This window comes from Sphingomonas sp. GW822-FHT03G08, assembly GCF_058801135.1.
This window is the reverse complement of the sequence record NZ_JBXAMZ010000001.1, coordinates 2,073,940-2,095,014: the sequence shown is the minus strand read 5'-3', so window position 1 is coordinate 2,095,014 and position 21,075 is coordinate 2,073,940. Positions and strand designations below refer to the sequence as shown.

Genomic DNA, 21,075 nt, shown 5'->3' with positions numbered 1-21,075 from the left:
CCCTTTGCCGGTCTTGTCAACGGCGAGGGCGCCGGTGTGCTTGGTGGCAGCCTCACCTATGGCGGGACGTCGCAGGGTGCGGTCAACGCCGGCACCTATGGCCTCACCGCTTCGGGGCTGATCTCGGGCAATTATGCGATCAGCTATGTCGGGGGATCGCTGGCGGTGAACCCGGCCGCGTTGACCGTCACCGTCAATGGCGCGACCAAGACCTATGATGGCCTTGCCTATTCCGGCGGCAACGGCGTCACCTATACTGGTCTTGTCCACGGCGAGGGCGCCAGCGCCCTCGGCGGGAGCCTGGTCTATGGCGGGACGTCGCAGGGTGCGATCAACGCCGGCACCTATGGCCTGACTGCCTCGGGCCTGACCTCGGGCAATTATGCGATCAGCTATGTCGGCGGGTCGCTGACGGTAAACCCGGCGGCGTTGACCGTCACCGTCAACGGCGCGACCAAGACCTATGACGGGCTGGCGTATAGCGGCGGCAACGGCGCCAGCTACACCGGCTTCGTTAACGGCGAGGGCGCCGGTGTGCTTGGTGGCAGCCTCACCTATGGCGGGACGTCGCAGGGTGCGATCAACGCCGGCACCTACGGGCTCACCGCCTCGGGCCTCACCTCGAGCAATTATGCGATCAGCTATGTCGGCGGGTCGCTGGTGGTGAATCCGGCGGCGCTGACCGTGATCGCGAACTCGATTTCGATCCCGCTGTTCGGTGATTATCTGCCGCTTACCTACACGCTGAGCGGTCTGGTACCGCGTGACGCCAGCACCACAATCCTCACTGGCTCGTTGGCGACCAATGTGAACACTGGACTACCCGGAAGCTATGCGATCACGCAGGGCAGCCTCGCGGTTGCGGGCGGAAACTATGTGCTTTCGCGCTTTACCCCCGGCGTGCTGACCGTAGAACGGCCTTTAGATGCGCCTGATGGCGGCTTCCTGATCCGCACGCTACCGATCGAGATCCTGGCGGGACTCGAAAACGGCCCACTCGCCGATGCTTACGCTTCGACCATCGGCGCTGATCTAGTGGCTTCGCAGGCAAAGCCGCGAGGCCGGATTCCGCTCGTCTTCCAGCCTGACTTCATTCGGTAAGGCCGGCAGCTGGGAGATTCGGGCCGTCGGGCAGTTAATAGAGACCTGTTTTCGGGATATGATCTGAGGCAGCTGCTTGCGTACTCTTTCCGCTCGGCGATAGGTACCGACTGCAATATCGATTAGCGCGACTTAAAAGCGAATGGCGGCTTCCGCTCGTTCACCGATCGGCAGGTCGGGTGGAAGCCGCCGGTAAGAAATGTGCTCCAACACCGGTCTTTTATCGGGCCGATGCGCGATCCCAGGAGCTGCCGTCGGTTCAGTTATCGAAGCGATGCCGCTAACGCTCACTTAATTGGTAGTGAACCCATTCCGAACTGTTGGCCACCGGAGTGGCGGCTTCCATTGCCTTCATTATCAAGCGGCATCGGTAAATAGCATCGATCACGTTCGATCTTGGCGGCAAAGGGAGTTACCGCCGTTGCATATAGTAATTTCTCACAATCCGGCCGCGCCAGATCTAAGCCGGCTGATGTTCTACTCCAAGGACAGTCACGCACTTTCGTACTGTCGGGTGATGCCAGCACCGCTATACCGGCCCGGAAATAACAGCCGCGATTGCGGAGCGAGCCCCGTTCGACAGCTTGATTGTGGCGGGCACCGGCATTCGATTTGAGATATGGCGCGCAATGGAGCAGCGGCTACCCCATATAGGCGCCTGAGAGGGGAGCTCAATTGTGAGCGTGGTGTGGGAATGCAAGAAGACAACGCCCCAGTCTATCCGTTCACCACCGTCCCCCCATTCGGGTGCAGCACTTGGCCAGACATATAGCTGGCATCCTCGCAGGCCAGAAAAAGGAAGGCGGGCGCCACTTCGTTGGGCTGGCCCGGCCGGCCCATCGGAGTGTTCTCACCGAATTTCTCCAGCTTCTCTGGAGAGGCTCCACCCATCGGGTTGAGTGGCGTCCAGATCGGTCCCGGAGCCACTGCATTCACGCGGATGCCTTTGCCGACGAGGTTCTCCGAGAGGCTGCGGGTGAAGGCCGTGATCGCACCCTTGGTGCTCGAATAATCGAGCAACTCCTTCGAGCCCTGGTACATCGTCACAGAGGTGCAGTTGACGATCGCCGCGCCCTTCTCGAGGTGCGGGCGCGCCGCCTGGGTCAGGAAGAACATCCCGAAGATATTGGTCTGGAAGGTGCGGCGCAGCTGGTCCTCGGTGATATCGGTGATGTCCTTGTCGGGATGCTGCTCACCGGCATTGTTCACCAGCACGTCGATCCGGCCGAACTTCTCGATCACCTGAGCGACGGCGACATCGCAGAAAGCCTTGTCGCCGACATCGCCTGCGATGGTCAGCGCCTCGCGGCCCTCGCTACGCACGATCTCGGCGGTCTTTTCGGCATCGTCATGCTCGCAGAGATAGACGATCACCACATCGGCGCCCTCGCGCGCGTAGAGCGCGGCGACGGCGCGTCCGATGCCGCTGTCTGCGCCGGTGATCAGCGCGACCTTGCCCTGGAGGCGGCCGGAGCCGGGGTAACGCGGCTCCCATTCGGGCTTGGGTTCGAGCGCGCTCTCGTGGCCGGGCAGCGCGTCTTCGTGGATCATCTCGGCGGTATCGGACATCACGGCTTCTCCTCGCTTTGGACAACCCTTTGGCGTGCAAAGAGTTCTTTCCTGCTGGCCAGGAGCCGCGCTTTTCGCACGTGCGGCCTCACGCCAGTCCGTCGGCCCGTGGGTCCGAATGTATGAGGGCGAGCTCGGCTTGCCGTCCGCCCGTCATATCAGCGGGCTAGCCAAGGCGGCGACCGGACGTAGGGCAGGGTAGACGCATAACAGATAATTAGGCCAGCTCCCCCTAACCGATCGGCCCGCATCCCTCGGGACAGGGCGCGTTGACTGCGCGTCCTGTTCTCATTTGGGGAGCTGGGATCGGATGCGGGCCTGCGTGAGGATAGGTGATGCACGGGAGCCGATCCAAGGCAGCGAGCGTTCAGCGGGCATGCTGCGCAAGCTCAAGCTATTCCGGACAGCGATCGGCTTTCACGACGCCTATGTTGCCGCCATCAGCAAGAAGGCAGCGCTCGAGGCCTGGGGCGCGGATGTAGATCTGTTTGCGCGCGGAGCGGCCGAACTGGTGAGCGACCCTGCACTGTGCGAAGAGGCGCTTGCGCATCCAGGAAAGGTCATCAAGCGGCTGCGCGGCAGCGCAGACGAACATTTTGCTGCACTCGAGGTGGCGGACCGGCTCGGTGCGCGAGCCGACCCACCGCGCAGGTGGAAGGCGTCGCCCGCGAAAACCGAACAGCCTGTGCCGAAAGCGAAGCCCAAGGCACCACCGCCGCCCAAGCCGCACCGGGCCGCACTCGACAAGGCCGCGGAAGCGTTGAAGGCCGCGGGCGTAGTCGCGCGGACCTTCCGCGAACGCGAGCAGGCGCTTGCGAGAGAGCGGCGTGCGGCAGAGCAGGACGCTGAACGAGAAGTCGGTGAGGCGCGGGCGATGCGCGACGCGGAGAAGGCCAGCTATGACCTGGCGATGGCGCGCTGGCGCAGCTGAGGCGGCCGACCTGGGCTAGGGCGCATTATTGGGGACCGGCGCCCCTATCAGCGGTTGTCGGGGCCCGCGACATTGGCGCTGTTGCCGACGGGTTCGCCTTCCTTCAGCTGCCTGAAGTGGCAGAGGTTCATGCCGACGAATATGATCACTGCGATCGCAAGGATGATGATCGGGACGAGAATGAGCCCGCGTCGTTTGGGCGGGGTCAGTTCGGTGGATTCCTGCGGCAGCGGATTGCTGTGCATTTCCTCTCTACCCGCAGGAAAAGGTCCGGTTCCGCATCGGAGCCACGTAGCTGCCAAGCGGCATACGGCACAATTCCGGGCGTGGGGCTCCCGGCTGACTGGTCAGGTTGTCGGCAATCTTGATGGATCGGTGCCTCTGACAGGTTGGAGCGTTAACGGATGTCAGGAGGCGCTTTGATGACCGATGAACTTGCAGAAAGAGAGCGGGATATTGATCTGACGCGCGATGAGCGCGCGGCGGTGGCGGAACGTCAGTCCGCCAGTGCCAAGGTAATCCACGAGGTCATCCGGCGGCACGGCGACGAGGAGCTGGAGCGGCCCACCATTTCCCTGATCTGGTCCGGTCTCGCCGGGGGCGTGGCGATCAGCGCGTCGGTGATTGGGCAGGGTCTTCTGGAGGAGCATCTTCCCAGGGCTGCGTGGACGCCGCTCGTCGCCAGCCTCGGCTACACGCTCGGTTTCCTGATCGTGATTCTCGGGCGGCTCCAGCTGTTCACGGAAAGTACTTTGTCGGCGGTTATCCCGGTCGCGACGCATCCGGGATGGGCGAACCTTGGCCGGCTCCTTCGGTTCTGGGTAATCGTCCTGGTCGCGAATCTGATAGGAACGCTTCTCATCGCCTGGATGAGCACGCATCTCTGGATCACCTCGGCCGAGCATTACGCGGCCATGCTCGATCTCTCCCGCAAATTGCTGGCGCATGACTGGCTCGCGTTGATGAAGCTCGGCATTCCTGCGGGCTTCCTAATTGCCGCGGTGCCCTGGGCGCTGCCGTCGGCGCGAGGCCAGGAATTCTGGATCGTGCTGGTCTTCACCTATTTCATCGCGCTTGGTGGCTTCGCCCATGTGGTCGCCGGCTCCGGCGAGGCATGGCTGCTGGCGCTGGCCGGTGAGACGTCCTTCGCGCACGCGCTGTTCGGGATCATCCTGCCGGCGCTGATCGGCAATGTCCTCGGGGGCACAGGTCTGTTTGCGCTCCTGGCCCATGCACAGGTTCGGCAGGAGCTCGGAAAATAGATTCTGCGGCGATCCGGGCAGCGAGTCCAGTCGGCGATCTCCGTGGGGTCATCTCCATGAATCGTGCTGGAAGCGATCGAGTTTAGGAGGTCCCGGGCGGAAGGCGCGGTTTGAGCGAGCCCCTCGTTACGAGGCGCTGCCTTTACTCGGTTTCGTGGATTCCAACAAAAGAGAACGAATTTTTTCTTTCTGATTCTAGGCCCTCCACGGCGCTAGCGCGCGCATGAGGCGGCGTAGCTCTGGTCGGTGCGCGATTATTTCCAGGTGAAAGTCGAAGGGGCGGGCGGTAATTGCTTTTCGGGCAAATCCATGGCGAGCAGGCATCGACAGGACCGATGCGCCGGTTCATTCACGGCGCCTTCGCCCGAGCGCAGCGACGTCCCGACCCCGGCGAGGCCGGCGGACCGGGGGACGACGCATCAACGCGAGGGTTTTCGGGCTTCCTAGGCCTCGAAGTGTGGCTTCAGCGCGCCGGGAAAGTCATCATCCAGCGGATAATGGGGCATCGTCAGCCACACTGCATCGAGAAGGGCGATCCCCTGCTTGCGGTCCTTGGGCTTTTTCTGGGGGTTTCGACCCGGCTTTTCCGCCATCCAGAGCTTCTGAAGTGCAAACCAGCGCGGGTCGGGAACGACCAGCCGCGCGGCGTCTCCGCCATATACGCCAGCCACCCGATCGATCGGTTTGCCGTTCAGCAGCCATTCCTGCTCGGGCAGCGCGACTGGGCGGGGCTTGCCCCGGCCGATCTGGCCGAGGATCCGACTTAAATCCCCGCTTGGCAAGGAGGATGCTGTCGGACACGACGCGCAACCGCGTTCGCACCAGCCAGTAGCGGGCGCGCCCCTCCACTGGCGCCGCCCCGGATCCGCAAGCTCGCGGCGGGCGAGGGCGTCTCCTTCGCGGCGCAGCCGGAAGTTGCGGCAACACCGCCCGAATCCGATGGCGGGAAGGCCTCGCCAACCAATGCGGCGCACGAGTTCGAGGCAGTGCCCGTCGCCGAGCTGGTTGCGCTCGCCAACAAGGGGTCTGCACGGCCGATCAGGCTGGCCGATGCTTCGCTCGGGCCAAAGCGCGTATCGGGCCGCTTCCAGGTCGGCGATACCGGGCTGCTGGCAAGGCGGCTCGGCGCGCTGTTCGGAAGCGAGGTGCGGGACGGCGATCCGCGCGAGATCGTGCTGGCGCAGCCCGGCGACTGAGAAGGGCAATCGGGACGGACGGACAGGGCCAGCGCTCGCCCATCGCGGGTGGGCCTGTTCTCCACGCGAAAGCGAGCCGATCCGGCCGCCCGACAAGAACAACGAGACCGCAGCGCATCGACCCGGCGCGTGCGCCCGCTGGCCCGACCTGCGCACAACAGGACCGAGGGACAGGCCGGCTTCGGGTGCCAAGCCGCACCGGCGGTGCAGGGCACTGTCGCGACAGGGCGTTGCAGTTGCGGAACAAAGCCGATCCCTATGGATTGCCCATTCGGATTTTCAGCCAGGGAGAACTGCAATGGGTTGGATCATCGCGCTTATCGTGGGTGGCATCGCCGGCTGGCTGGCCAGCATCGTGATGGGCCGCAACGCCTCGATGGGCATCGTCCTCAACATCGTCGTAGGCTGCGTCGGCTCGGTCATCGGCAACTGGCTTTCCGGTCCGCTCCTCGGGGTCCGGGGCAGCGTGCAGGAATTCTCGGTGACCGGCTTGGTGATCGCCTTTGTCGGCGCCGTGGTGCTGCTCGGCATCTTCAACCTGGTCCAGCGTAACCGGGTGCGTTGAGGGGCACGCGGTCGCCGCGCCAGGCGGTGCTACCGCGCAAAAGAGGCCCCGGCGCAGGTGGCTGGCGACGGCCTGGACTGGAGGGCAGGCGCCTTTGCCCTAACCCAGCCGTTCGACCGGCCAGGCGTGCTGATCGGGCGCAAGCAATTTGCCTGACCGGCCGGTGGGCTCGGCTTCCCAGGCCTTGCACGCCTGGCTTTCTGTGAAATTTTCTGTCCGACGGTTGAGCCTAGTGCCGGGCCCGTTGGCGGGGCCGGTCCCGCCGCCGCTGCGGCGGTCATGCTGGCGCCAAGATCCCCGGCCCTAAGAGCGCTGGGAGCGACCGCGCTGCACCTTTGGACATGTTCCCCGCAGCGGGCGGCGCGCCGTATCGGATGGTGCACGCTTTCGAGGACCACCCAACCGATGCCGACCACGCTGCTTTGGCTCCGGCAGGATCTCCGCCTGACCGACCAGCCCGCGCTTTGCGCTGCGGTGGAGGAGGGCGACGTCGTGCCGGTCTTCATCCTCGACGATGCGCTAGCCGGCCCCTGGGCGATGGGCGGTGCGCAGCGCTGGTGGCTGCACCACAGCCTGACAGCGCTCGGCCGCAGCCTCGAGAAGCGCGGTGGCGATCTCGTGCTGCGCCGCGGGGACACGGCGGACACGCTTGCCGCACTTGTCCGCGAGGCGGGCGCCAGCCGAATCCATGCGCTGCGCCATTACGAACCCTGGAACCAGGCGACCGAGCGTGCGGTCGCGAAGGTCGCGGATCTGGAGCTGCATGACGGCAATTATCTGGTCCGGCCCGACGCCATCCTGAATGGCAGCGGCAGCCGCTACAGGGTCTTCACCCCCTGGTACCGCACGATGAGCGAGGCGCTCCCGCCGCTGCATCCCCTGGCGGCGCCGTCCCGCATCGGTGCGCCGGAGCGCATGCCGGCCTCCGAAGTGCTCGACGATTGGGCGCTGCTGCCCCGCGCGCCTGACTGGGCAGGCGGCTTCGCCGACTGGACGCCGGGCGAAAAGGGCGCCTGGCGGCGCTGGCGGTCCTTTCTCGAGACGCTGGAGGGGTACGGGCATGATCGCGACTATCCGGCACTCGAGGGGACCTCGCGGCTGTCGCCGCACCTGCATTTCGGGGAGATCTCGCCGCGCTGCCTCTGGTCCGCGCTCGACGATCGCAAAGGAGCGGGGGCCTCGGCGTTCCGTCGCGAGCTTGCCTGGCGCGAGCACGGCATAAACCTGCTCGACCAGATGCCCGACTATCCCGAGCGCAACGGGCGCGCCGCGTTCGAGCGGCTCGGCTGGCGCGAAGGCACCGAGGCGGAGCGCGACTTTCGTGCCTGGACGCGCGGGCGCACCGGCTTTCCGGTCGTCGATGCCGGCATGCGCCAGCTCTGGCAGACGGGCTGGATGCACAACCGGGTGCGCATGGTGACCGCATCGTTCCTGGTGAAGCACCTGCTGATCGACTGGCGGCGCGGCGAGCGCTGGTTCTGGGACACGCTGGTCGATGCCGACCTGGGATCCAATGCGATGAACTGGCAATATGTCGCGGGCAGCGGGGTCGACGCGCCGGTCTTTTCCCGGATCATGGCGCCCTATCTCCAGAGCGAGAAGTTCGACATGGCCGGCTATGTGCGGCAATTCGTGCCCGAGCTCCGGGACCTGGACGATGCGCGGATCCACGCGCTGCACCTGAACGGCGATCCGCCGCGAGGCTATCCCCGGCGCCTGGTCGGGCACGAAGCCGGGCGCGCGCGGGCACTCGCGGCGTGGCAGAATATGGTCGCGGGCTAGGAAGCGCCTGCGATCCGGCCGGCCAGATGCACCCCCGACAGCCAGGCGGACTGGGCGCCGGGACCGATCAGCCAGTCTCCGCAGGCGCCGATTCCGAGTGCCGCGTTCCAAAGCGAATCCCGGCCCGCCGCGCCCGAGGTGCCATAGCGCCAGCGATGCGAATCCGCGGCCAGGACGTCGAGCGGCGCCCCGCCAAGGCCGTCGGCCAGCGCCCCCCGCAGCGCCTCGATCACGAACGCGGAATCGGCGTCGAGATGCGCCTGGCTCCACTGTGCCCCGGCATGCACCGTCCAGGCTTGCGGCCCGCTGCGTCCGGGCTTGGACGCGCTGCTCGCGGCGCGGTCGATGATCCCGTGGGATTCGAGCAGCAAGGGCCCCTCGCGGGGGGCCAGCGCCAGCATCGCCGTCCAGCAGGGCGCCGACGGTGCGGCGATGGCGATTCGGGCCATCGGGAGGTCGTGCAGCGCGAGCATGGTTGCGGCCTGTTCCGCCGGCAGGGCGATCACCACCGCATCGAAAGGTCCGATGCTGCCGGCGTCATGGTGGAGATGCCACTCACTGCGGTCGCGGACCATGCCGCGGACGAAGACCGAGCAGGCCAGATCGAGGCCTTGGGCCAAGTGCTTCGGTATCGCGTTCATCGCGGGCGTGCCTGCCCAGGCGGCCGAGCCGCCCGCCAGCCAGCGGTCGGCGGTGCCGCAGGCGCGCCACGCCTCGAGCTGGCGCAGGAACTCGGGATCGCTGGCACCGATCGCCTGCGCACCGAAGTCGAAGGTCGCGGTCCCCAGGCGGGTTTCCAACCGGCGCGAGCATAGTCGTCCGCCGGGACCGCGTGCCTTTTCGAACAGGGCGACCTTGGCGCCATGCGCCTGGAGCGCCGTCCCGCAGGAAAGCCCGGCAAGTCCTGCCCCGACGATGCCGACCTTCACGCGGGCAAGCCCGGGGCAAGCGGCGCCGTCATGTCGCTCCTCCAGCCGGAGTCATGCGCCGAGATGCCTGGCCGCAGTCCCCGCCAAAGCAGATGCACGCGACCGGCACGGCCCGGCAGGCAGCACGCCGGAGGCCTCTGGTTCATATCGCGACGCGCCCGGGGCATTGGCACCACTCCCTGAAGCAGAGGCCTGCGGCATCGCTCCGGCGCAGCCAACATGGCCAAAAGGGCAAAGCTTGGATTTGCGCGCCGTCGCCGCTAGCATCGCGCCATGGCGATCCTGCAAATGATCGAGGCGAGCGCGACCGCTGCTGTGATCAGCGACCCGCGCCAGCCGGACAATCCGATCGTCGCCTGCAATGCTGCGTTCCTGGAACTGACGGGCTATGCGCGCGACGATGTGATCGGTCGCAACTGCCGCTTCCTCAGCGGGCCGGACACCGAGCCCGCGCTCAGCGAGACCCTGCGGACCGGCATCCGCAACCGCCAGCCGGTGCTGGTCGAGATCCTCAACTACCGCAAGGATGGCTCGGCCTTTCGCAACGCGGTGATGGTCGCCCCGATCTTCGATGCCGAAGGCGAACTCGAATATTTCCTGGGCTCGCAGGTCGCGCTTGCCGAAACCGTCCCGGGGGTGGTCGCCAGCCGCCGGAGCGCGGCGCGGCAGCGTATAGAGGGATTGAGCCCGCGTCAGCGCGAAATCCTGAAGATGATGTCCGGCGGCAAGCTCAACAAGCAGATCGCGCATGCGCTCCAGTTGAGCGAGCGGACGGTCAAGATGCACCGCGCCGCCTTGTTGCGAGCTCTGGGCGTGCAGGCAAATGCCGACGCGATCCGCGTCGCGGTCGAAGCGGGCTTCTGAACCCGGCATGTCGGCCGCCCGCTGCTGCCTGCCCTTAAGTGCATCTAGCCGCGGCAGGCCGCAGCGATAGCATTGACTGGGCTCCGTCAGCTGGCTTCCGCCGGCCCGGGCAGGGATGAGGCCAGCAATGCGAGAAGAGCGACCGCAACAGGGCAGGGCAGGCGGGGAAAGCGAGGGCAGGAAACTGCTCCTGGCCAACCCCCGCGGATTTTGTGCTGGTGTCGAGCGCGCGATCGCTGCGGTCGAAGCGGCGATCGCCCATTATGGCCCGCCCGTCTATGTCCGCCGCCACATCGTCCATAACCAGGGCGTGGTCGATCGGCTGAAGGAGAGGGGTGCGGTCTTCGTGACCGAACTCGCCGAGGTTCCCGAAGGCGCGGTCGCCATCCTGTCCGCCCACGGCGTTGCCCAGTCGGTCCTGCGCGAAGCCCGCCAGCGCCAGCTCAAGACCCTGGACACGACGTGTCCGCTCGTCGCCCGGGTCCATGCGCAGGTGCTGGACCATTACCAGGCCGGCCGCCACGTCCTGCTGATCGGTCACCAGGGGCATCCCGAGATCATCGGTACGCTCGGCCAGGTGCCGGGTGGCGCGATTTCGGTCGTCGGCTCGCCCGGGGATGTCGAAGGCCTGCCGCTCGCGCGCAACATCGCGGTTTCCTACGCTGTGCAGACGACCTTCGCGATGCAGGAGGCGGCCTCGATCATCGAAGCGATCCGGGGCAGGTTCGACGATGTGGCGGCGCCGCGGGCCAGCGACATCTGCTATGCTTCCTCCAACCGGCAGGAAGCGATCGGCGCGATCGCGGCACGCGCGGACCATGTGGTGGTGGTCGGCGACCGATTGTCGTCCAATGCCCGCCGGCTGGTCGAGGTGTCGCGTGCCGCGGGCTGCGGCGATGCCCAGTTGGTGGACGGTCCCGACGCGCTCGATCTCGGGCGGATCGCCGCAGCGCGGGTCGTCGGGCTCACCGCCGCGGCCTCGGCGCCCCCCGAGGCGATCGATGCCGTCGTCGCGCGGCTGGTGGCGCTCGGCTTCGTCGCGGAGGAATTGCCCGGCAGGGCCGAGAATGCGGTCTTCAAGCCGGTGTCGATGACCCCGCTCGATGCCGTGCCGCTCGCGATGCGCGGCGATCAGGTGCGGCGTGATGTCGAGCGCTGTCTCGAGCAGGTACTGATACCCGGACCGGGGGCACCTGCGCGCCTCAACGACGCGATGCGCTATGCGGTGCTCGGAGGCGGCAAGCGGCTCCGGGCTCTGCTGACGGTGCTGGTCGCCGAGATGCTGGGCGCCGAATATCGCCATGCGATCTGGGCCGCCTGCGCCATCGAATGCCTGCATGCCCAGTCGCTTGTCCATGACGACCTGCCGTGCATGGACGATGACGACTTCCGGCGCGGCAAGCCCAGCCTGCATCGCGCCTTCGACGAGGCGACGGCCGTGCTTGCGGGCGACGCGCTGCTGGCATTGTCTTTCGAGATGCTTTCCGACGAACGCGCCCATCCCGACGCCGCCGTCCGTACCCGCCTCGTGTCCGCATTGGCCCGGACGATCGGCAAGGATGGACTCGCGCTGGGGCAGATGATGGATCTCTACCCCGCCGAGGATGCGAGCGCCGAGGCGGTGGCGCTGTGCGAGCAGCTCAAGACCGGAACCCTGCTCAGCTACTGCGTCGAGGCTGCCACCCTGCTCGCCGGATGCGAGGGGGAGGAACGCGAGCGCCTGCTGCGCTTCTCGGAGAAGCTGGGCCTTGCATTCCAGATCCGCGACGACATCCTCGACAGGGTCGGAAGCGCCGAGGCGCTCGGCAAGCGGGTCGGGAAGGACTGCCGTGCCGGGCGCGTCACGACCATCGAGCTATTCGGGCTCGAGGGCGCGAAGCGACAGTCGCAGCGGCTTGCCGAGGCGTGCCTCGAGGACTTGGCGCAATTCGGGTCCAGGGCTGACCGCCTGCGCGAGATCGCCAGTTTTGCAGTCTCACGCCTGCACTGAGCCGGGGCGGGTAGCGACACCTCGCGCGTTCGGAGCCGGACGCCAATTCCTCCTTGAAAGTAATAGCATCATGAACACCGCGCTGATCATCGGAGCCGGTTTCGGCGGGCTGGCCCTGGCGCTCAGGCTGCAAAGCGCCGGGATCGCCACGACCATCGTCGAGGCGCGCGACCGGCCGGGCGGCCGCGCCTATGTCTGGCGCAAGGACGGCTTCGTCTTCGATGCCGGCCCGACGGTCATCACCGACCCCGATTGCCTGCGCGAATTATGGGACCTGTCGGGCAGCACGATGGCGGACGATGTCGATCTCATCCCGGTCAGTCCCTTCTACCGCCTGAAATGGAGCGACGGCGCATCGTTCGACTATGGCAATGACGATCCGGCACTCCTTGCGGAAATCGCGGCCTTCGATCGCCAGGACGTCGAGGGCTATGCGCGATTCCTGCGCTATTCGGAGGCGGTCTACCAGACCGGCTATGTCGAGCTCGGCGCGAAGCCGTTCCTGTCCTTTCTTGACATGGTCCGCGCAGCGCCAGCGCTGGTCCGGCGCAAAGCCTGGCAATCGGTCTATCGCTCGGTGTCCACCCATATTCGCGACGAGCGGCTCCGGCAGGCCTTCTCCTTCCACACCTTGCTGGTCGGGGGCGATCCGATGCGGACCAGCAGCATCTACGCGCTCATCCACAGCCTGGAGAAGCGCGGCGGCGTCTGGTTCGCGCGCGGTGGCACGAACGCCCTGGTTGACGGCCTGGTGCGGCTCTTCGAGCGGCTCGGCGGCAAGCTGATCCTCGCCGATCCGGTGGAGCAGATCCTCTTCAAGGCACGCAAGGTCACCGGGCTGAGAACGCGCAGCGGGCGGACCCTGCATGCCGACATGATCGCTTCCAATGGCGACCTGGTCCATAGCTACGGGCTGATCGCGGGAAGCCGCTACGCCGCACGGCGAACGCGCGCGCTTGCGCGCAGGCGGTTCTCGCCGAGCCTGTTCGTCCTTCACCTGGGGTTGCGCGGGACCTTTCCGGAACTGGCACATCACACGATCCTGTTTTCGGATCGGTTCAAGCCGCTTCTCGATGACATCTACCGGGACGGGCGGATACCACCCGATCCCTCGCTCTATATCCACCACCCTTCCGCGACCGATCCCTCGCTGGCGCCGCCGGGGCACTCGACGCTCTACGCCCTGGCGCCGGTGCCGCATCTTGGACATGCCGACCCGGACTGGCACAGCTTCGGCGACCGCTATCGTGAAATCGTCCTCGATCGCATTCGCGACCAGTTGATTCCCGACGTGCGCGCGCGAGTCACGACCATGTTCCATTATACCCCGGTCGACTTTTCCGCGGACCTCGGCGCCCATCTCGGCAATGCCTTCAGCCTCGAGCCGTTGCTGACGCAGAGCGCCTGGTTTCGGGCACATAACCGCGACGACCATTTCGAGAATCTCTACCTTGTCGGCGCGGGCACGCATCCAGGCGCCGGCATCCCGGGCGTGGTCGCCAGCGCGAAGGCCACGGCATCGCTGATCCTCGGCGATGGATAGCAGGAAGGTCCTCGGGCCCTTGTGCTTCGCACGCGGAGCAAGGAACAGTTGGGCCTGGAACATTGCGACGAGGGCCGCTTTGCGCGACGGTGCAGCAGGAAATCACAGGTTTCGGTGCCGGGCCTTGCAGATCGCCGCGATAACGGCGGCGGCGCCGCTTCTGGGCGGCGCGAATTCGAGCGCTGCGCTGGAGGTCGATGTTCAGGGCCTGCGTTCTGCCAGGGGCGCGATCCAACTGTGCGTAACCGCCGACCAAGGGCGCTTTCCTGATTGTGCTGCGGACAGGAGCGCCCGGCATATAACCGTACCGGCGGGGCGAAGCGGCAGGATTCGGATCGAAGGCTTGCAGCCCGGACTCTATGCGGTTGCGCTGTTTCATGACGAGAATGCCAATGGCAGGCTCGACAAGTTCGCAGGGGTTCCACGCGAGGGCTTCGGCTTCTCGAACAACCCGCGAATCCGCTTCGGGCCGCCGAGCTTCGCCCAGGCACGCCTGGCTATCTCGGGAAGCGACGTCTCGATGCCGGTTCGGGTTCGATATTTCCTCTAGCATCGAGGGTCTGGGGCGTTGCGACCGGCTTCTGATCCGCGTTCGCTGGTCGCTGGTCGCTGGTCGCTGGTCGCTGGTCGCTGGTCGCTGGTCGCTGGTCGCTGGTCGATTTGTTCTTCGGCTCTGAGCGGCCTAGCGCACGGCCTTGTCGTCGGCTCCACCGCTATGCCGGGCACTACAGTGCGCGCCAAGCATTGTGACGTTCGATGTCCTTTTCCATAGCCTTTGTCGGAGCGGGTCCGACCACCATCTATACCTTCTGTGCGTTTCTTCGCGGCGTGGCCGGCGCGGCGGAAGTGACGATCTTCGAGGAGCAGCCGCGCGCGGGGCTGGGCACGCCCTATCGGCCCGGCTGGAACGACCCGGCGATGTTGTCCAACATCGCCAGTATCGAAATCCCCCCGATATGCGAGTCGTTGATCGACTGGCTCGCCCGCCAGCCGCGCGCGCGGCTCGTGCGGCTCGGCATTGATCCCGAAGAGATCGACGCGCATGCCTTCTATCCACGACTGGCACTGGGTGAATATTTCCTCGACCAGTTCAACGGCCTCATAGAGGAAGCACGCGGACGGGGCATAGCGGTCGAGATCGCCACAAGCTGCCGCGTGACCGACATTCGTGCTGCCGGCGACGGGTTGCACCTGTTTGTCTCGCCGCGACGAGGGAGCGCCTGCGAGCGGATTTACGATCGCGTCGTGATAGCGACCGGGCACCAGTGGCCCGAAGAACCCGAAGTGCGGCCGGGCTATTTCCTCAGTCCCTGGCCCGCGACTGCGCTCCAGAGGATCCCGCCGGTCGCGATCGGCATCCGCGGCTCTTCACTGACTGCGATCGATGCGGCGGTCGCACTGGCGGTCGCGCATGGCACGTTGATCGAGACCGAAGGGAAGTCGATCGAATATCGCATTCACCCGGGTGCCGAGGGCTTCGGCATCACCATGATGTCGCGCAAGGGGTTGTTGCCGGAAGCCGACTTCTATCATCCGATCCCCTACGAGCCGCTGTCGATCTGCACCCCCGAGGCGATCGAGGCGCTCATCGCGGCGGATTGCGATCATCTGCTCGACCGGTCCTATGACCTTTTCCGGGCGGAGTTGCGTGCTGCCGATCCCGACTATGCCGCGACGGTCGGATTGGACGCGCTTGCGCTGGAGGAATTCGCCGACCGCTATTTCGCGGATCGCATCGCGGCCGATCCTTTTGAATGGGCCGAGGCCGATCTTGCAGAGGCCCGGGCCAATTTCGCACGCGAATATACGGTGCCCTGGCGCTACGCGATCCTGCGCATGCACGAGGTACTGGGCCGCATCGTGCCGCATCTGGAGGAAGAAGCGCTCGAGCGGTTCAACCGCTACCTCAAGCCCGTCTTCGTCGATGAATATGCGACGGTCCCGCATCTCTCGATCGAGCGGCTGCTGGCACTTCACCGGAGCGGTCACCTGCACGTCGCTGCGCTCGGCGAGGACCACCGTATCGATACCCGTGGCAGGGAATCGGGGGCGGAGGTCACCATGCACGGCCAGCGCCGGCATTTCCCGGCATTCATCGATGCGACCGGCCAGCGTCCCCTGGCGGCGGAGGCGTTTCCTTTCCCCAGCTTGCTCGAGCAGCAGGTGGTTCGCGACGCGGCAGAGGACGACGGTGCGCGCATCAAGGGCATCGTGGTCGACGAGCAATTCCATCCGGTAAGCGCCCATCCGGCCCGCCATCGCCTGTTCTGCCTCAGCATTCCGTTCCTCCTCGAGCGGCACCCGTTCATCCAGGGGATCACCAGCTCCCACGAAATGGGCAACATCGTGGGCGCCGAACTGGCTGCCGCAGCCGGGGGCGCCGAGTGTCGGGAGAAGTGGGCATGAAGCTGTTCGCAATCTATATCGGCGGCGAGCATCCCTCGGCGCATATCGAAGTCCACGACGTTCGCTTCATCGTCGCTGAGACGATCCGCGACACCCATGCCCAGCTGCGCGCCGAGTGGTGGGGAACCCCCGGCACGCTGCATATCGATTGCTGGGCCGAGATCGCCCAGGCCGATGGCTATAGGGTGACCCTGCGTCCCGAACCGTCAAAGGCGACCGAGAAACTCTGGTTCGTCAACCTGGGCGGCTATGATGGCAGGGATTTCGCCGAGCAGCACAAGAATCTGTTCGTGGTCGCGTCGTCGGCGAGGGATGCCAAGGCGCGTGCCATGGCCACGATCGAAAGCTGGAGGGATGCGCATCGCGACGACATCTACGAGGCAGAACTGGCGTTCGCGCTCGACGGCAAGATCGGCGACCGGCTGCACATCCATCTGAGCCCTGTCGACGACGCTGCCGCCCCGCAATTCACCTGCCGCTACACGCCGCTCAAATAGGGGCAGGCGCGCATACGAAAAGCGCCGCCCGAAGGGCGGCGCTTGTTAGCCGGATGCGAGGCCTACTTCGCACCGGAGCCAGGTTCGGTGGTCTTCGGCGCCTTGCCGTCCTCGATGCGGCCTTCGTTGCGAAGGTCGCGGCCCTCCTTGGCCTTTGCCTGGCTTTCCGCCGAGGTGCCGTGCTCGAAAGCTTCTTCCTTCACATAGCCGGCGGCTTCCTTGATCTTGCCTTCGATGCTCATGATACTCTCCTTACTCGATTGAAAACAATCACTTGAAGAAACACTGGCGATGTGATCCGGTTCCCGAGCGCCTTCGCCGTAACCACGCGCGCGGATGCCATTCGGGGCGCCGGTTCTCCGGCTGCCTTTCCCGGTAAAGCCGCCACGGGCAGTTGACTTCCGCAAGCCGCGGCGACCAGCGAAGCGGTCGAATGGGTGGCGTCGACTGCCGGTAATCCGGCCGGATGGGGCAGCCCCGCAAGGCGCTGCCCCATGGCGGGTCCTAGGGGTGCAGGTCCCGGAGCCGGCCGCCGATCGCGCCGGCCACGGATCCGATAAAGGCTCCAATCACCAGCGAGATCCCGGTGAACGCCGCGAAGGTCGCCGCTGCCTTGCGCGCGGCCTCGACGGCGTCGGCGGTGACGGTCACGTCGGCCGGAACGGGAGCGAGGCTGGCGATGGCGGATGCGCCTGCCGCAACCATCGCCACCACGAGCGTCGCGAGGGCCCAGGTGACGAACCCATGGGCTGTGTCACGAAAGAATACCTCGTCGGTGTGGAGGCCGTGCCAGCGCGTACGAAGCCGGCCGGCGATATAGCCGCCAATGGCGGCCGACAGCCATTGGGTAACGATCAACCAGATTCCGGCGCCAATGGTGAAAGTCTTCGTAGCGGCGCCGACGCCTGGCCAGACCGACAGCGAAGCCAATCCGAAGCCCGTGCCGATCACACCCAGTGTGAGCGAAACGGCGATTGCGACGATCGTGCCAGCAAGGATTGCCGGCAGCGAAACGGCCGAGCCCGTCGGAACCTCGAGGTCATGCCCCGGATAGAGGTTCGGGTCCGGGCGGCTATAGGGATCGCGCGCCATCTCAGTGCCAGAATAGCAGCAGGAGGAGGATCACGGGGATCGGAACCCCCAGCAGCCACAATAGAATTCCCTTACCCAAGCTTAGTCTCCCTGTTGGTTGGCCGGGATATGCAACGAGGTGTCGTGGGCGAAGTTCCTGAGGCGCGGCGGGCGTCTGTTTCCTCGCGGCGACCGATCGCCCCACCATGGCAGGTTGCTGATCGTGCCGACGACATCGCTGCCGCGCCCGCCGAGCCCTGCCATTGGCCGGATGGAGAGTGATACCGGCGACCTGGAGGTGTCGACCGGCGTCACCAGCGCGAAGCGCGGGGTCACGTCGCCAGGCGGGCCGGGCTCGCCATCGATGCTGCACGGCCAGTCCGGGATCTCGGTCGCCTCGATCCGCCGGGCATCGGCCCGGTGATGCAGCTAAATGGGGAATAAGTCGATTTTGGAGTAATCGGCTTTCTCGAAATGCTCGCGAGTATATCAGCCGGCAACAAAGTTATCGCATAGATCAACGCGGCCGGGTGGCCACCATTATGTCCAGGCCATTCGGCTAAAGGTGGTGGCGCGTGCTCCAAGGCATGATTTTCCCGCCCGGCTTTTGCGACGATCCAAGCCTACGGAAAACAATCGGATTATAATTGGATTATAAGCTTCTTATAATCTCGTGATCCCGTACATTCGAATGGTCATGGCCATGACGTTTCCCGCAACTGGAGAAATGCCATGAACCGCAAGCATGAAGAGACGATCGAACTCGGCGTCGTGAGCACCGACACCAAGGGCCTGCCCGAGGGCGCCCCCGACACCGACAGCGGCAAGCAGCAGATCGTCATCGATCTCGCCGACGACTGATCGGACCTGGCGCGTGCCTCACGGCACGCGCCCTTCCGCCACATCTTCAGACAAAAGGGGCTTCCCATGAAGCTGGTCCTGCGCTCGGGACTTTCCTGGTGCATCTGCGCCGAGCAAGCCGTGGTCGCGGACCTCGCGCGCGACCGCTATCTCTGCCTGCCGGCAGATCTCGACCGCGCGTTCCAGCGCTGGGCCGCCGGCAGCGACATCGGCGCGGATGCCGAGCAAGCGCTGGTCGAGGCAGGCATACTTGAGCCGGGCGACGGCGCGCGCGGTGTTTGCGCGTGGTACCAGCCCCCAAGGCATGACCATCCGGCGGAAGCCGCCAGGACCGGGCAATGGCGCTCCACCCTCTCGGCAGTCATCGGCCAGCTGCGCGCCCGGTTCTGGCTGCGGCATCGGACGATGGCGGACATCGTCGCACGGCTCGCCCGGGAACGCAGGTGGCCACCGCGCAAGTCACAAAGCGAAAAGTGCGCGCGCCAGCTCGTCGCTGCGTTCGGGACCAGCTCGACGTTGCTGCGTGCCGCAGACCAGTGCCTGCCGCGGGCGATCGCGGCCTGGCGGCTTTGCCGGCGCGGCGGGATCGACGCTGCCTTGATCCTGGGCGTGCGCCTCGATCCGTTCGCTGCGCACAGCTGGGTGCAGGCAGGCGATGCTGTCCTTGTCGGCGACTATGAGCGGACGCGGCTCTACACGCCGATCCTGGTGCTGCGATGAGGCCGCGCTACCTGCTGCTAGTCGGGTTTCCGATCGATAGCGGACTGGCCCGTTATGCCGCGGAGCGGACGGGCCTGCGCATCGCGCATGTGACCGAGCGGTTCGCGGTGCTGGTCGATGAGGCTTGCCGCTCCCTGGAAATCGATGCGGACAGTATGGTGATCGGCACGCTGTTTCACCGGCATGGGCCACCGCGCGCGACAGAGATGCTGGGCGAGGCCGAGCGGGCTGCGCTGGCGCAGGGCGGGCGGGAGGCGCTGCTCAAGTCCTGGTGGGGTGGCTATCTCGGCCTGTGGTCGAAGGGGGACGTCATCCAGATCCTGCGCGATCCCTCCGCTGCGCTGCCCTGCTTCCGGGCGCGCTCCGGCGGCACCCAGCTGTTCGCCTCGGACGTCGAACTGCTCTCGCTCGCCGGCGCCGATCTCGGGGGAATTGCCTGGGACAGGCTCGGCCGGTTCCTATATTCGTCCGGCCTTCCCACCGCCGAAACCGCGCTGGGGGGCGTGGGCGTACTACTCGCAGGCGAAGTGCTGACCCTAGACGGCGCCTCCGAGGCGACGATGCGCGGCTGGTCGCCCTGGGATTTCGTCACGCCGCGCAGCGGGGAGGAAAGTGCCGCGACCGCCGAGCGGCTGCGGCGTGTCGTCGAGCAATGCGTCAGCACCTGGTCGTCGCTTTACCGGCACCCGCTGCTCAGCCTGTCGGGCGGCCTCGATTCCTCGATCCTCGCCGCCTGCCTGGCGCGCGCGAACCGGAATGCAGCCTGCCTCACCCTGTATACAGACGACCCGGCCGGGGACGAGCGCGCCTATGCCCAGGCGCTGTGCGACGAACTCGGCCTGCCATTGGAGGCGTGCCGCTACGATCTGGCGCAGGTCGATCTGGGACATGCACTCGGTGCCCATCTGCCCTATCCGATCGGCCGCGCCGAAGCGCAGCCCTATGAAGCGGCGCACCGCGCAATCGCCGCCAGAATCGATGCCGATGCCTTTTTCAGCGGCAATGGCGGCGACAATGTCTTCGCCTTTTCGCAGTCCGCCGCGGCGCTGGCGGATCGCATGCTGAGCGAGGGCCCCGGGGCCGGCGCGTTCGCGACCTTGCGCGATATCTGCCGGCATACGAACGCAGGTCCGCTGCGCGTGACGCGCGCTGCGGTGCGGGTCGCGCGGCAACCACCGGGCTATCGCTGGAAGCCGAATCTCGGCTTCCTCCATCCTGACCTCGTCGCGCTGCGCGGGCTGGTGTTCGCGCACCCGTGGCTCGAGGTTCCGCGTGGCGCGCTGCCGGGCAAGGCCGTGCATATCGCCGGGCTGCTTCGTGCCCATCTCAATCTGGAGTCCGACCGGAGCCGGATCGCGTCGCTGGTCAATCCGCTGCTTTCCCAGCCGATACTCGAGACCTGCCTGTCGATTCCCACCTGGCAATGGCGGGAGGGCGGCCGCGACCGCGCGGTGGCGCGGGCCGCCTTCGCCGGATGGCTGCCCAAGGAGATCGTCGAGCGCAGGGTCAAGGGCACCCCCGATCCGTTCTGCGGCGAAATCGTCCGGCGCAGACGCGCCGAACTGCGCGAGCGCCTGATGGACGGGCAGCTTGCCCGACATGGAATTCTCGACCCCGGCGCGGTCGAGGAAGCACTCCGGCCCGATCGACAGACGACCGGAGAGGAGAATGTGCGCCTGCTCGAACTGGTCAATGCGGAGGCGTGGACCGCGACCTGGTCGTCGCGCCTCGGCGATGAGCCCCTGCCGGCTCGGGCACGATCCACCGGGGCTGCATAAGGAGAAGACG

General features: G+C 66.2%; 22 protein-coding genes. 16 read left to right on the top strand and 6 right to left on the bottom strand.

Annotated elements, in window-relative coordinates; translation table 11 throughout:
* Positions 1–1,101, top strand: a 1,101-nt coding sequence (locus AC1RJ5_RS09635; protein ID WP_493113014.1) for an MBG domain-containing protein, incomplete at its 5' end; no start/stop codon positions are given.
* Between the two features lie 717 nt (positions 1,102–1,818).
* Here the strand turns inward: AC1RJ5_RS09635 and AC1RJ5_RS09630 are convergent.
* Complete coding sequence (locus AC1RJ5_RS09630; protein WP_493113012.1) at positions 1,819–2,670, bottom strand: glucose 1-dehydrogenase; 852 nt, start codon at positions 2,668–2,670, stop codon at positions 1,819–1,821.
* 376 nt (positions 2,671–3,046) lie between these two features.
* Between AC1RJ5_RS09630 and AC1RJ5_RS09625 the strand changes: the two genes are divergently transcribed.
* A complete protein-coding gene (locus tag AC1RJ5_RS09625; protein ID WP_493113010.1) occupies positions 3,047–3,601 on the top strand; it encodes a hypothetical protein in 555 nt (184 codons plus the stop codon).
* Between the two features lie 47 nt (positions 3,602–3,648).
* Here AC1RJ5_RS09625 and AC1RJ5_RS09620 read toward each other — a convergent pair whose 3' ends face one another.
* Positions 3,649–3,846 (bottom strand): hypothetical protein, encoded by a 198-nt coding sequence (locus tag AC1RJ5_RS09620; RefSeq protein ID WP_493113008.1) that lies wholly within the window; start codon positions 3,844–3,846, stop codon positions 3,649–3,651.
* A gap of 177 nt (positions 3,847–4,023) precedes the next feature.
* On the opposite strand from AC1RJ5_RS09620, the gene AC1RJ5_RS09615 reads away from it, so the two are divergent.
* The gene (locus tag AC1RJ5_RS09615; protein WP_493113006.1) at positions 4,024–4,863 is read left to right on the top strand and encodes a formate/nitrite transporter family protein; all 840 of its coding nucleotides are present in this window, start codon (positions 4,024–4,026) and stop codon (positions 4,861–4,863) included.
* 443 nt (positions 4,864–5,306) lie between these two features.
* On the opposite strand, the gene AC1RJ5_RS09610 is transcribed toward AC1RJ5_RS09615, so the two are convergent.
* Entirely contained in the window at positions 5,307–5,645 is a 339-nt protein-coding gene (locus AC1RJ5_RS09610; protein ID WP_493113004.1) for a GSU2403 family nucleotidyltransferase fold protein, read from the bottom strand.
* Positions 5,646–5,849: 204 nt separating this feature from the next.
* On the opposite strand from AC1RJ5_RS09610, the gene AC1RJ5_RS09605 reads away from it, so the two are divergent.
* The 3 genes from AC1RJ5_RS09605 (at position 5,850) to AC1RJ5_RS09595 (ending at position 8,406) form a co-directional block, all read left to right on the top strand.
* Entirely contained in the window at positions 5,850–6,059 is a 210-nt protein-coding gene (locus AC1RJ5_RS09605; protein ID WP_493113002.1) for a hypothetical protein, read from the top strand.
* Positions 6,060–6,357: 298 nt separating this feature from the next.
* Positions 6,358–6,624 (top strand): GlsB/YeaQ/YmgE family stress response membrane protein, encoded by a 267-nt coding sequence (locus AC1RJ5_RS09600; RefSeq protein WP_269574075.1) that lies wholly within the window; start codon positions 6,358–6,360, stop codon positions 6,622–6,624.
* 405 nt (positions 6,625–7,029) lie between these two features.
* Positions 7,030–8,406 carry a cryptochrome/photolyase family protein gene (locus AC1RJ5_RS09595; RefSeq protein WP_493112999.1) on the top strand — a complete coding sequence of 459 codons (1,377 nt, stop codon included), beginning with the start codon at positions 7,030–7,032 and terminating at the stop codon, positions 8,404–8,406.
* On the opposite strand, the gene AC1RJ5_RS09590 is transcribed toward AC1RJ5_RS09595, so the two are convergent.
* Positions 8,403–9,335 carry an NAD(P)/FAD-dependent oxidoreductase gene (locus AC1RJ5_RS09590; protein ID WP_493112997.1) on the bottom strand — a complete coding sequence of 311 codons (933 nt, stop codon included), beginning with the start codon at positions 9,333–9,335 and terminating at the stop codon, positions 8,403–8,405. The two genes, AC1RJ5_RS09595 and AC1RJ5_RS09590, sit on opposite strands and share 4 nt — an antisense overlap.
* A 273-nt stretch (positions 9,336–9,608) precedes the next feature.
* Here AC1RJ5_RS09590 and AC1RJ5_RS09585 point away from each other — a divergent pair, with 273 nt between their 5' ends.
* The 6 genes from AC1RJ5_RS09585 (at position 9,609) to AC1RJ5_RS09560 (ending at position 16,635) form a co-directional block, all read left to right on the top strand.
* Complete coding sequence (locus AC1RJ5_RS09585; protein WP_493112995.1) at positions 9,609–10,199, top strand: PAS domain-containing protein; 591 nt, start codon at positions 9,609–9,611, stop codon at positions 10,197–10,199.
* 127 nt (positions 10,200–10,326) lie between these two features.
* Positions 10,327–12,189, top strand: coding sequence for a 4-hydroxy-3-methylbut-2-enyl diphosphate reductase (gene ispH, locus AC1RJ5_RS09580; protein ID WP_493112993.1), 1,863 nt, complete (start codon positions 10,327–10,329; stop codon positions 12,187–12,189).
* A gap of 70 nt (positions 12,190–12,259) precedes the next feature.
* Positions 12,260–13,732, top strand: coding sequence for a phytoene desaturase (locus AC1RJ5_RS09575; RefSeq protein WP_493112991.1), 1,473 nt, complete (start codon positions 12,260–12,262; stop codon positions 13,730–13,732).
* A gap of 124 nt (positions 13,733–13,856) precedes the next feature.
* Positions 13,857–14,282 (top strand): DUF2141 domain-containing protein, encoded by a 426-nt coding sequence (locus AC1RJ5_RS09570; RefSeq protein WP_493112989.1) that lies wholly within the window; start codon positions 13,857–13,859, stop codon positions 14,280–14,282.
* 206 nt (positions 14,283–14,488) lie between these two features.
* The gene (locus AC1RJ5_RS09565) at positions 14,489–16,138 is read left to right on the top strand and encodes an FAD/NAD(P)-binding protein (RefSeq protein WP_493112987.1); all 1,650 of its coding nucleotides are present in this window, start codon (positions 14,489–14,491) and stop codon (positions 16,136–16,138) included.
* Positions 16,135–16,635 (top strand): DUF1543 domain-containing protein, encoded by a 501-nt coding sequence (locus tag AC1RJ5_RS09560; RefSeq protein ID WP_493112985.1) that lies wholly within the window; start codon positions 16,135–16,137, stop codon positions 16,633–16,635. Before AC1RJ5_RS09565 ends, AC1RJ5_RS09560 begins: the two co-directional genes overlap by 4 nt.
* Positions 16,636–16,697: 62 nt before the next feature.
* Here AC1RJ5_RS09560 and AC1RJ5_RS09555 read toward each other — a convergent pair whose 3' ends face one another.
* A complete protein-coding gene (locus tag AC1RJ5_RS09555; protein ID WP_269574082.1) occupies positions 16,698–16,877 on the bottom strand; it encodes a hypothetical protein in 180 nt (59 codons plus the stop codon).
* Between the two features lie 262 nt (positions 16,878–17,139).
* A complete protein-coding gene (locus tag AC1RJ5_RS09550; RefSeq protein ID WP_493112983.1) occupies positions 17,140–17,727 on the bottom strand; it encodes a hypothetical protein in 588 nt (195 codons plus the stop codon).
* Between the two features lie 250 nt (positions 17,728–17,977).
* Between AC1RJ5_RS09550 and AC1RJ5_RS09545 the strand changes: the two genes are divergently transcribed.
* From AC1RJ5_RS09545 to AC1RJ5_RS09530, 4 genes are all read left to right on the top strand, one after another.
* Positions 17,978–18,130, top strand: coding sequence for a hypothetical protein (locus tag AC1RJ5_RS09545; protein ID WP_493112981.1), 153 nt, complete (start codon positions 17,978–17,980; stop codon positions 18,128–18,130).
* Positions 18,131–18,438: 308 nt separating this feature from the next.
* Positions 18,439–18,567 carry a hypothetical protein gene (locus AC1RJ5_RS09540; RefSeq protein WP_269574085.1) on the top strand — a complete coding sequence of 43 codons (129 nt, stop codon included), beginning with the start codon at positions 18,439–18,441 and terminating at the stop codon, positions 18,565–18,567.
* Positions 18,568–18,633: 66 nt separating this feature from the next.
* Positions 18,634–19,287, top strand: coding sequence for a lasso peptide biosynthesis B2 protein (locus tag AC1RJ5_RS09535; protein WP_493112979.1), 654 nt, complete (start codon positions 18,634–18,636; stop codon positions 19,285–19,287).
* Positions 19,288–19,376: 89 nt separating this feature from the next.
* Positions 19,377–21,065: an asparagine synthase-related protein gene (locus AC1RJ5_RS09530; RefSeq protein WP_493112977.1), complete on the top strand. Its 1,689-nt coding sequence runs from the start codon at positions 19,377–19,379 to the stop codon at positions 21,063–21,065.
* Positions 21,066–21,075 lie beyond the last annotated feature (10 nt).

What these genes read in the sequence shown, in the direction of transcription:
- AC1RJ5_RS09630 (WP_493113012.1), bottom strand. Translation starts at nt 2,670, where the DNA reads ATGTCCGATACCGCCGAGATGATCCACGAAGACGCGCTGCCCGGCCAC.
- AC1RJ5_RS09625 (WP_493113010.1), top strand. Translation starts at nt 3,047, where the DNA reads ATGCTGCGCAAGCTCAAGCTATTCCGGACAGCGATCGGCTTTCACGAC.
- AC1RJ5_RS09620 (WP_493113008.1), bottom strand. Translation starts at nt 3,846, where the DNA reads ATGCACAGCAATCCGCTGCCGCAGGAATCCACCGAACTGACCCCGCCC.
- AC1RJ5_RS09615 (WP_493113006.1), top strand. Translation starts at nt 4,024, where the DNA reads ATGACCGATGAACTTGCAGAAAGAGAGCGGGATATTGATCTGACGCGC.
- AC1RJ5_RS09600 (WP_269574075.1), top strand. Translation starts at nt 6,358, where the DNA reads ATGGGTTGGATCATCGCGCTTATCGTGGGTGGCATCGCCGGCTGGCTG.
- AC1RJ5_RS09595 (WP_493112999.1), top strand. Translation starts at nt 7,030, where the DNA reads ATGCCGACCACGCTGCTTTGGCTCCGGCAGGATCTCCGCCTGACCGAC.
- AC1RJ5_RS09585 (WP_493112995.1), top strand. Translation starts at nt 9,609, where the DNA reads ATGGCGATCCTGCAAATGATCGAGGCGAGCGCGACCGCTGCTGTGATC.
- ispH (WP_493112993.1), top strand. Translation starts at nt 10,327, where the DNA reads ATGCGAGAAGAGCGACCGCAACAGGGCAGGGCAGGCGGGGAAAGCGAG.
- AC1RJ5_RS09575 (WP_493112991.1), top strand. Translation starts at nt 12,260, where the DNA reads ATGAACACCGCGCTGATCATCGGAGCCGGTTTCGGCGGGCTGGCCCTG.
- AC1RJ5_RS09565 (WP_493112987.1), top strand. Translation starts at nt 14,489, where the DNA reads ATGTCCTTTTCCATAGCCTTTGTCGGAGCGGGTCCGACCACCATCTAT.
- AC1RJ5_RS09560 (WP_493112985.1), top strand. Translation starts at nt 16,135, where the DNA reads ATGAAGCTGTTCGCAATCTATATCGGCGGCGAGCATCCCTCGGCGCAT.
- AC1RJ5_RS09555 (WP_269574082.1), bottom strand. Translation starts at nt 16,877, where the DNA reads ATGAGCATCGAAGGCAAGATCAAGGAAGCCGCCGGCTATGTGAAGGAA.
- AC1RJ5_RS09550 (WP_493112983.1), bottom strand. Translation starts at nt 17,727, where the DNA reads ATGGCGCGCGATCCCTATAGCCGCCCGGACCCGAACCTCTATCCGGGG.
- AC1RJ5_RS09545 (WP_493112981.1), top strand. Translation starts at nt 17,978, where the DNA reads ATGGAGAGTGATACCGGCGACCTGGAGGTGTCGACCGGCGTCACCAGC.
- AC1RJ5_RS09540 (WP_269574085.1), top strand. Translation starts at nt 18,439, where the DNA reads ATGAACCGCAAGCATGAAGAGACGATCGAACTCGGCGTCGTGAGCACC.
- AC1RJ5_RS09535 (WP_493112979.1), top strand. Translation starts at nt 18,634, where the DNA reads ATGAAGCTGGTCCTGCGCTCGGGACTTTCCTGGTGCATCTGCGCCGAG.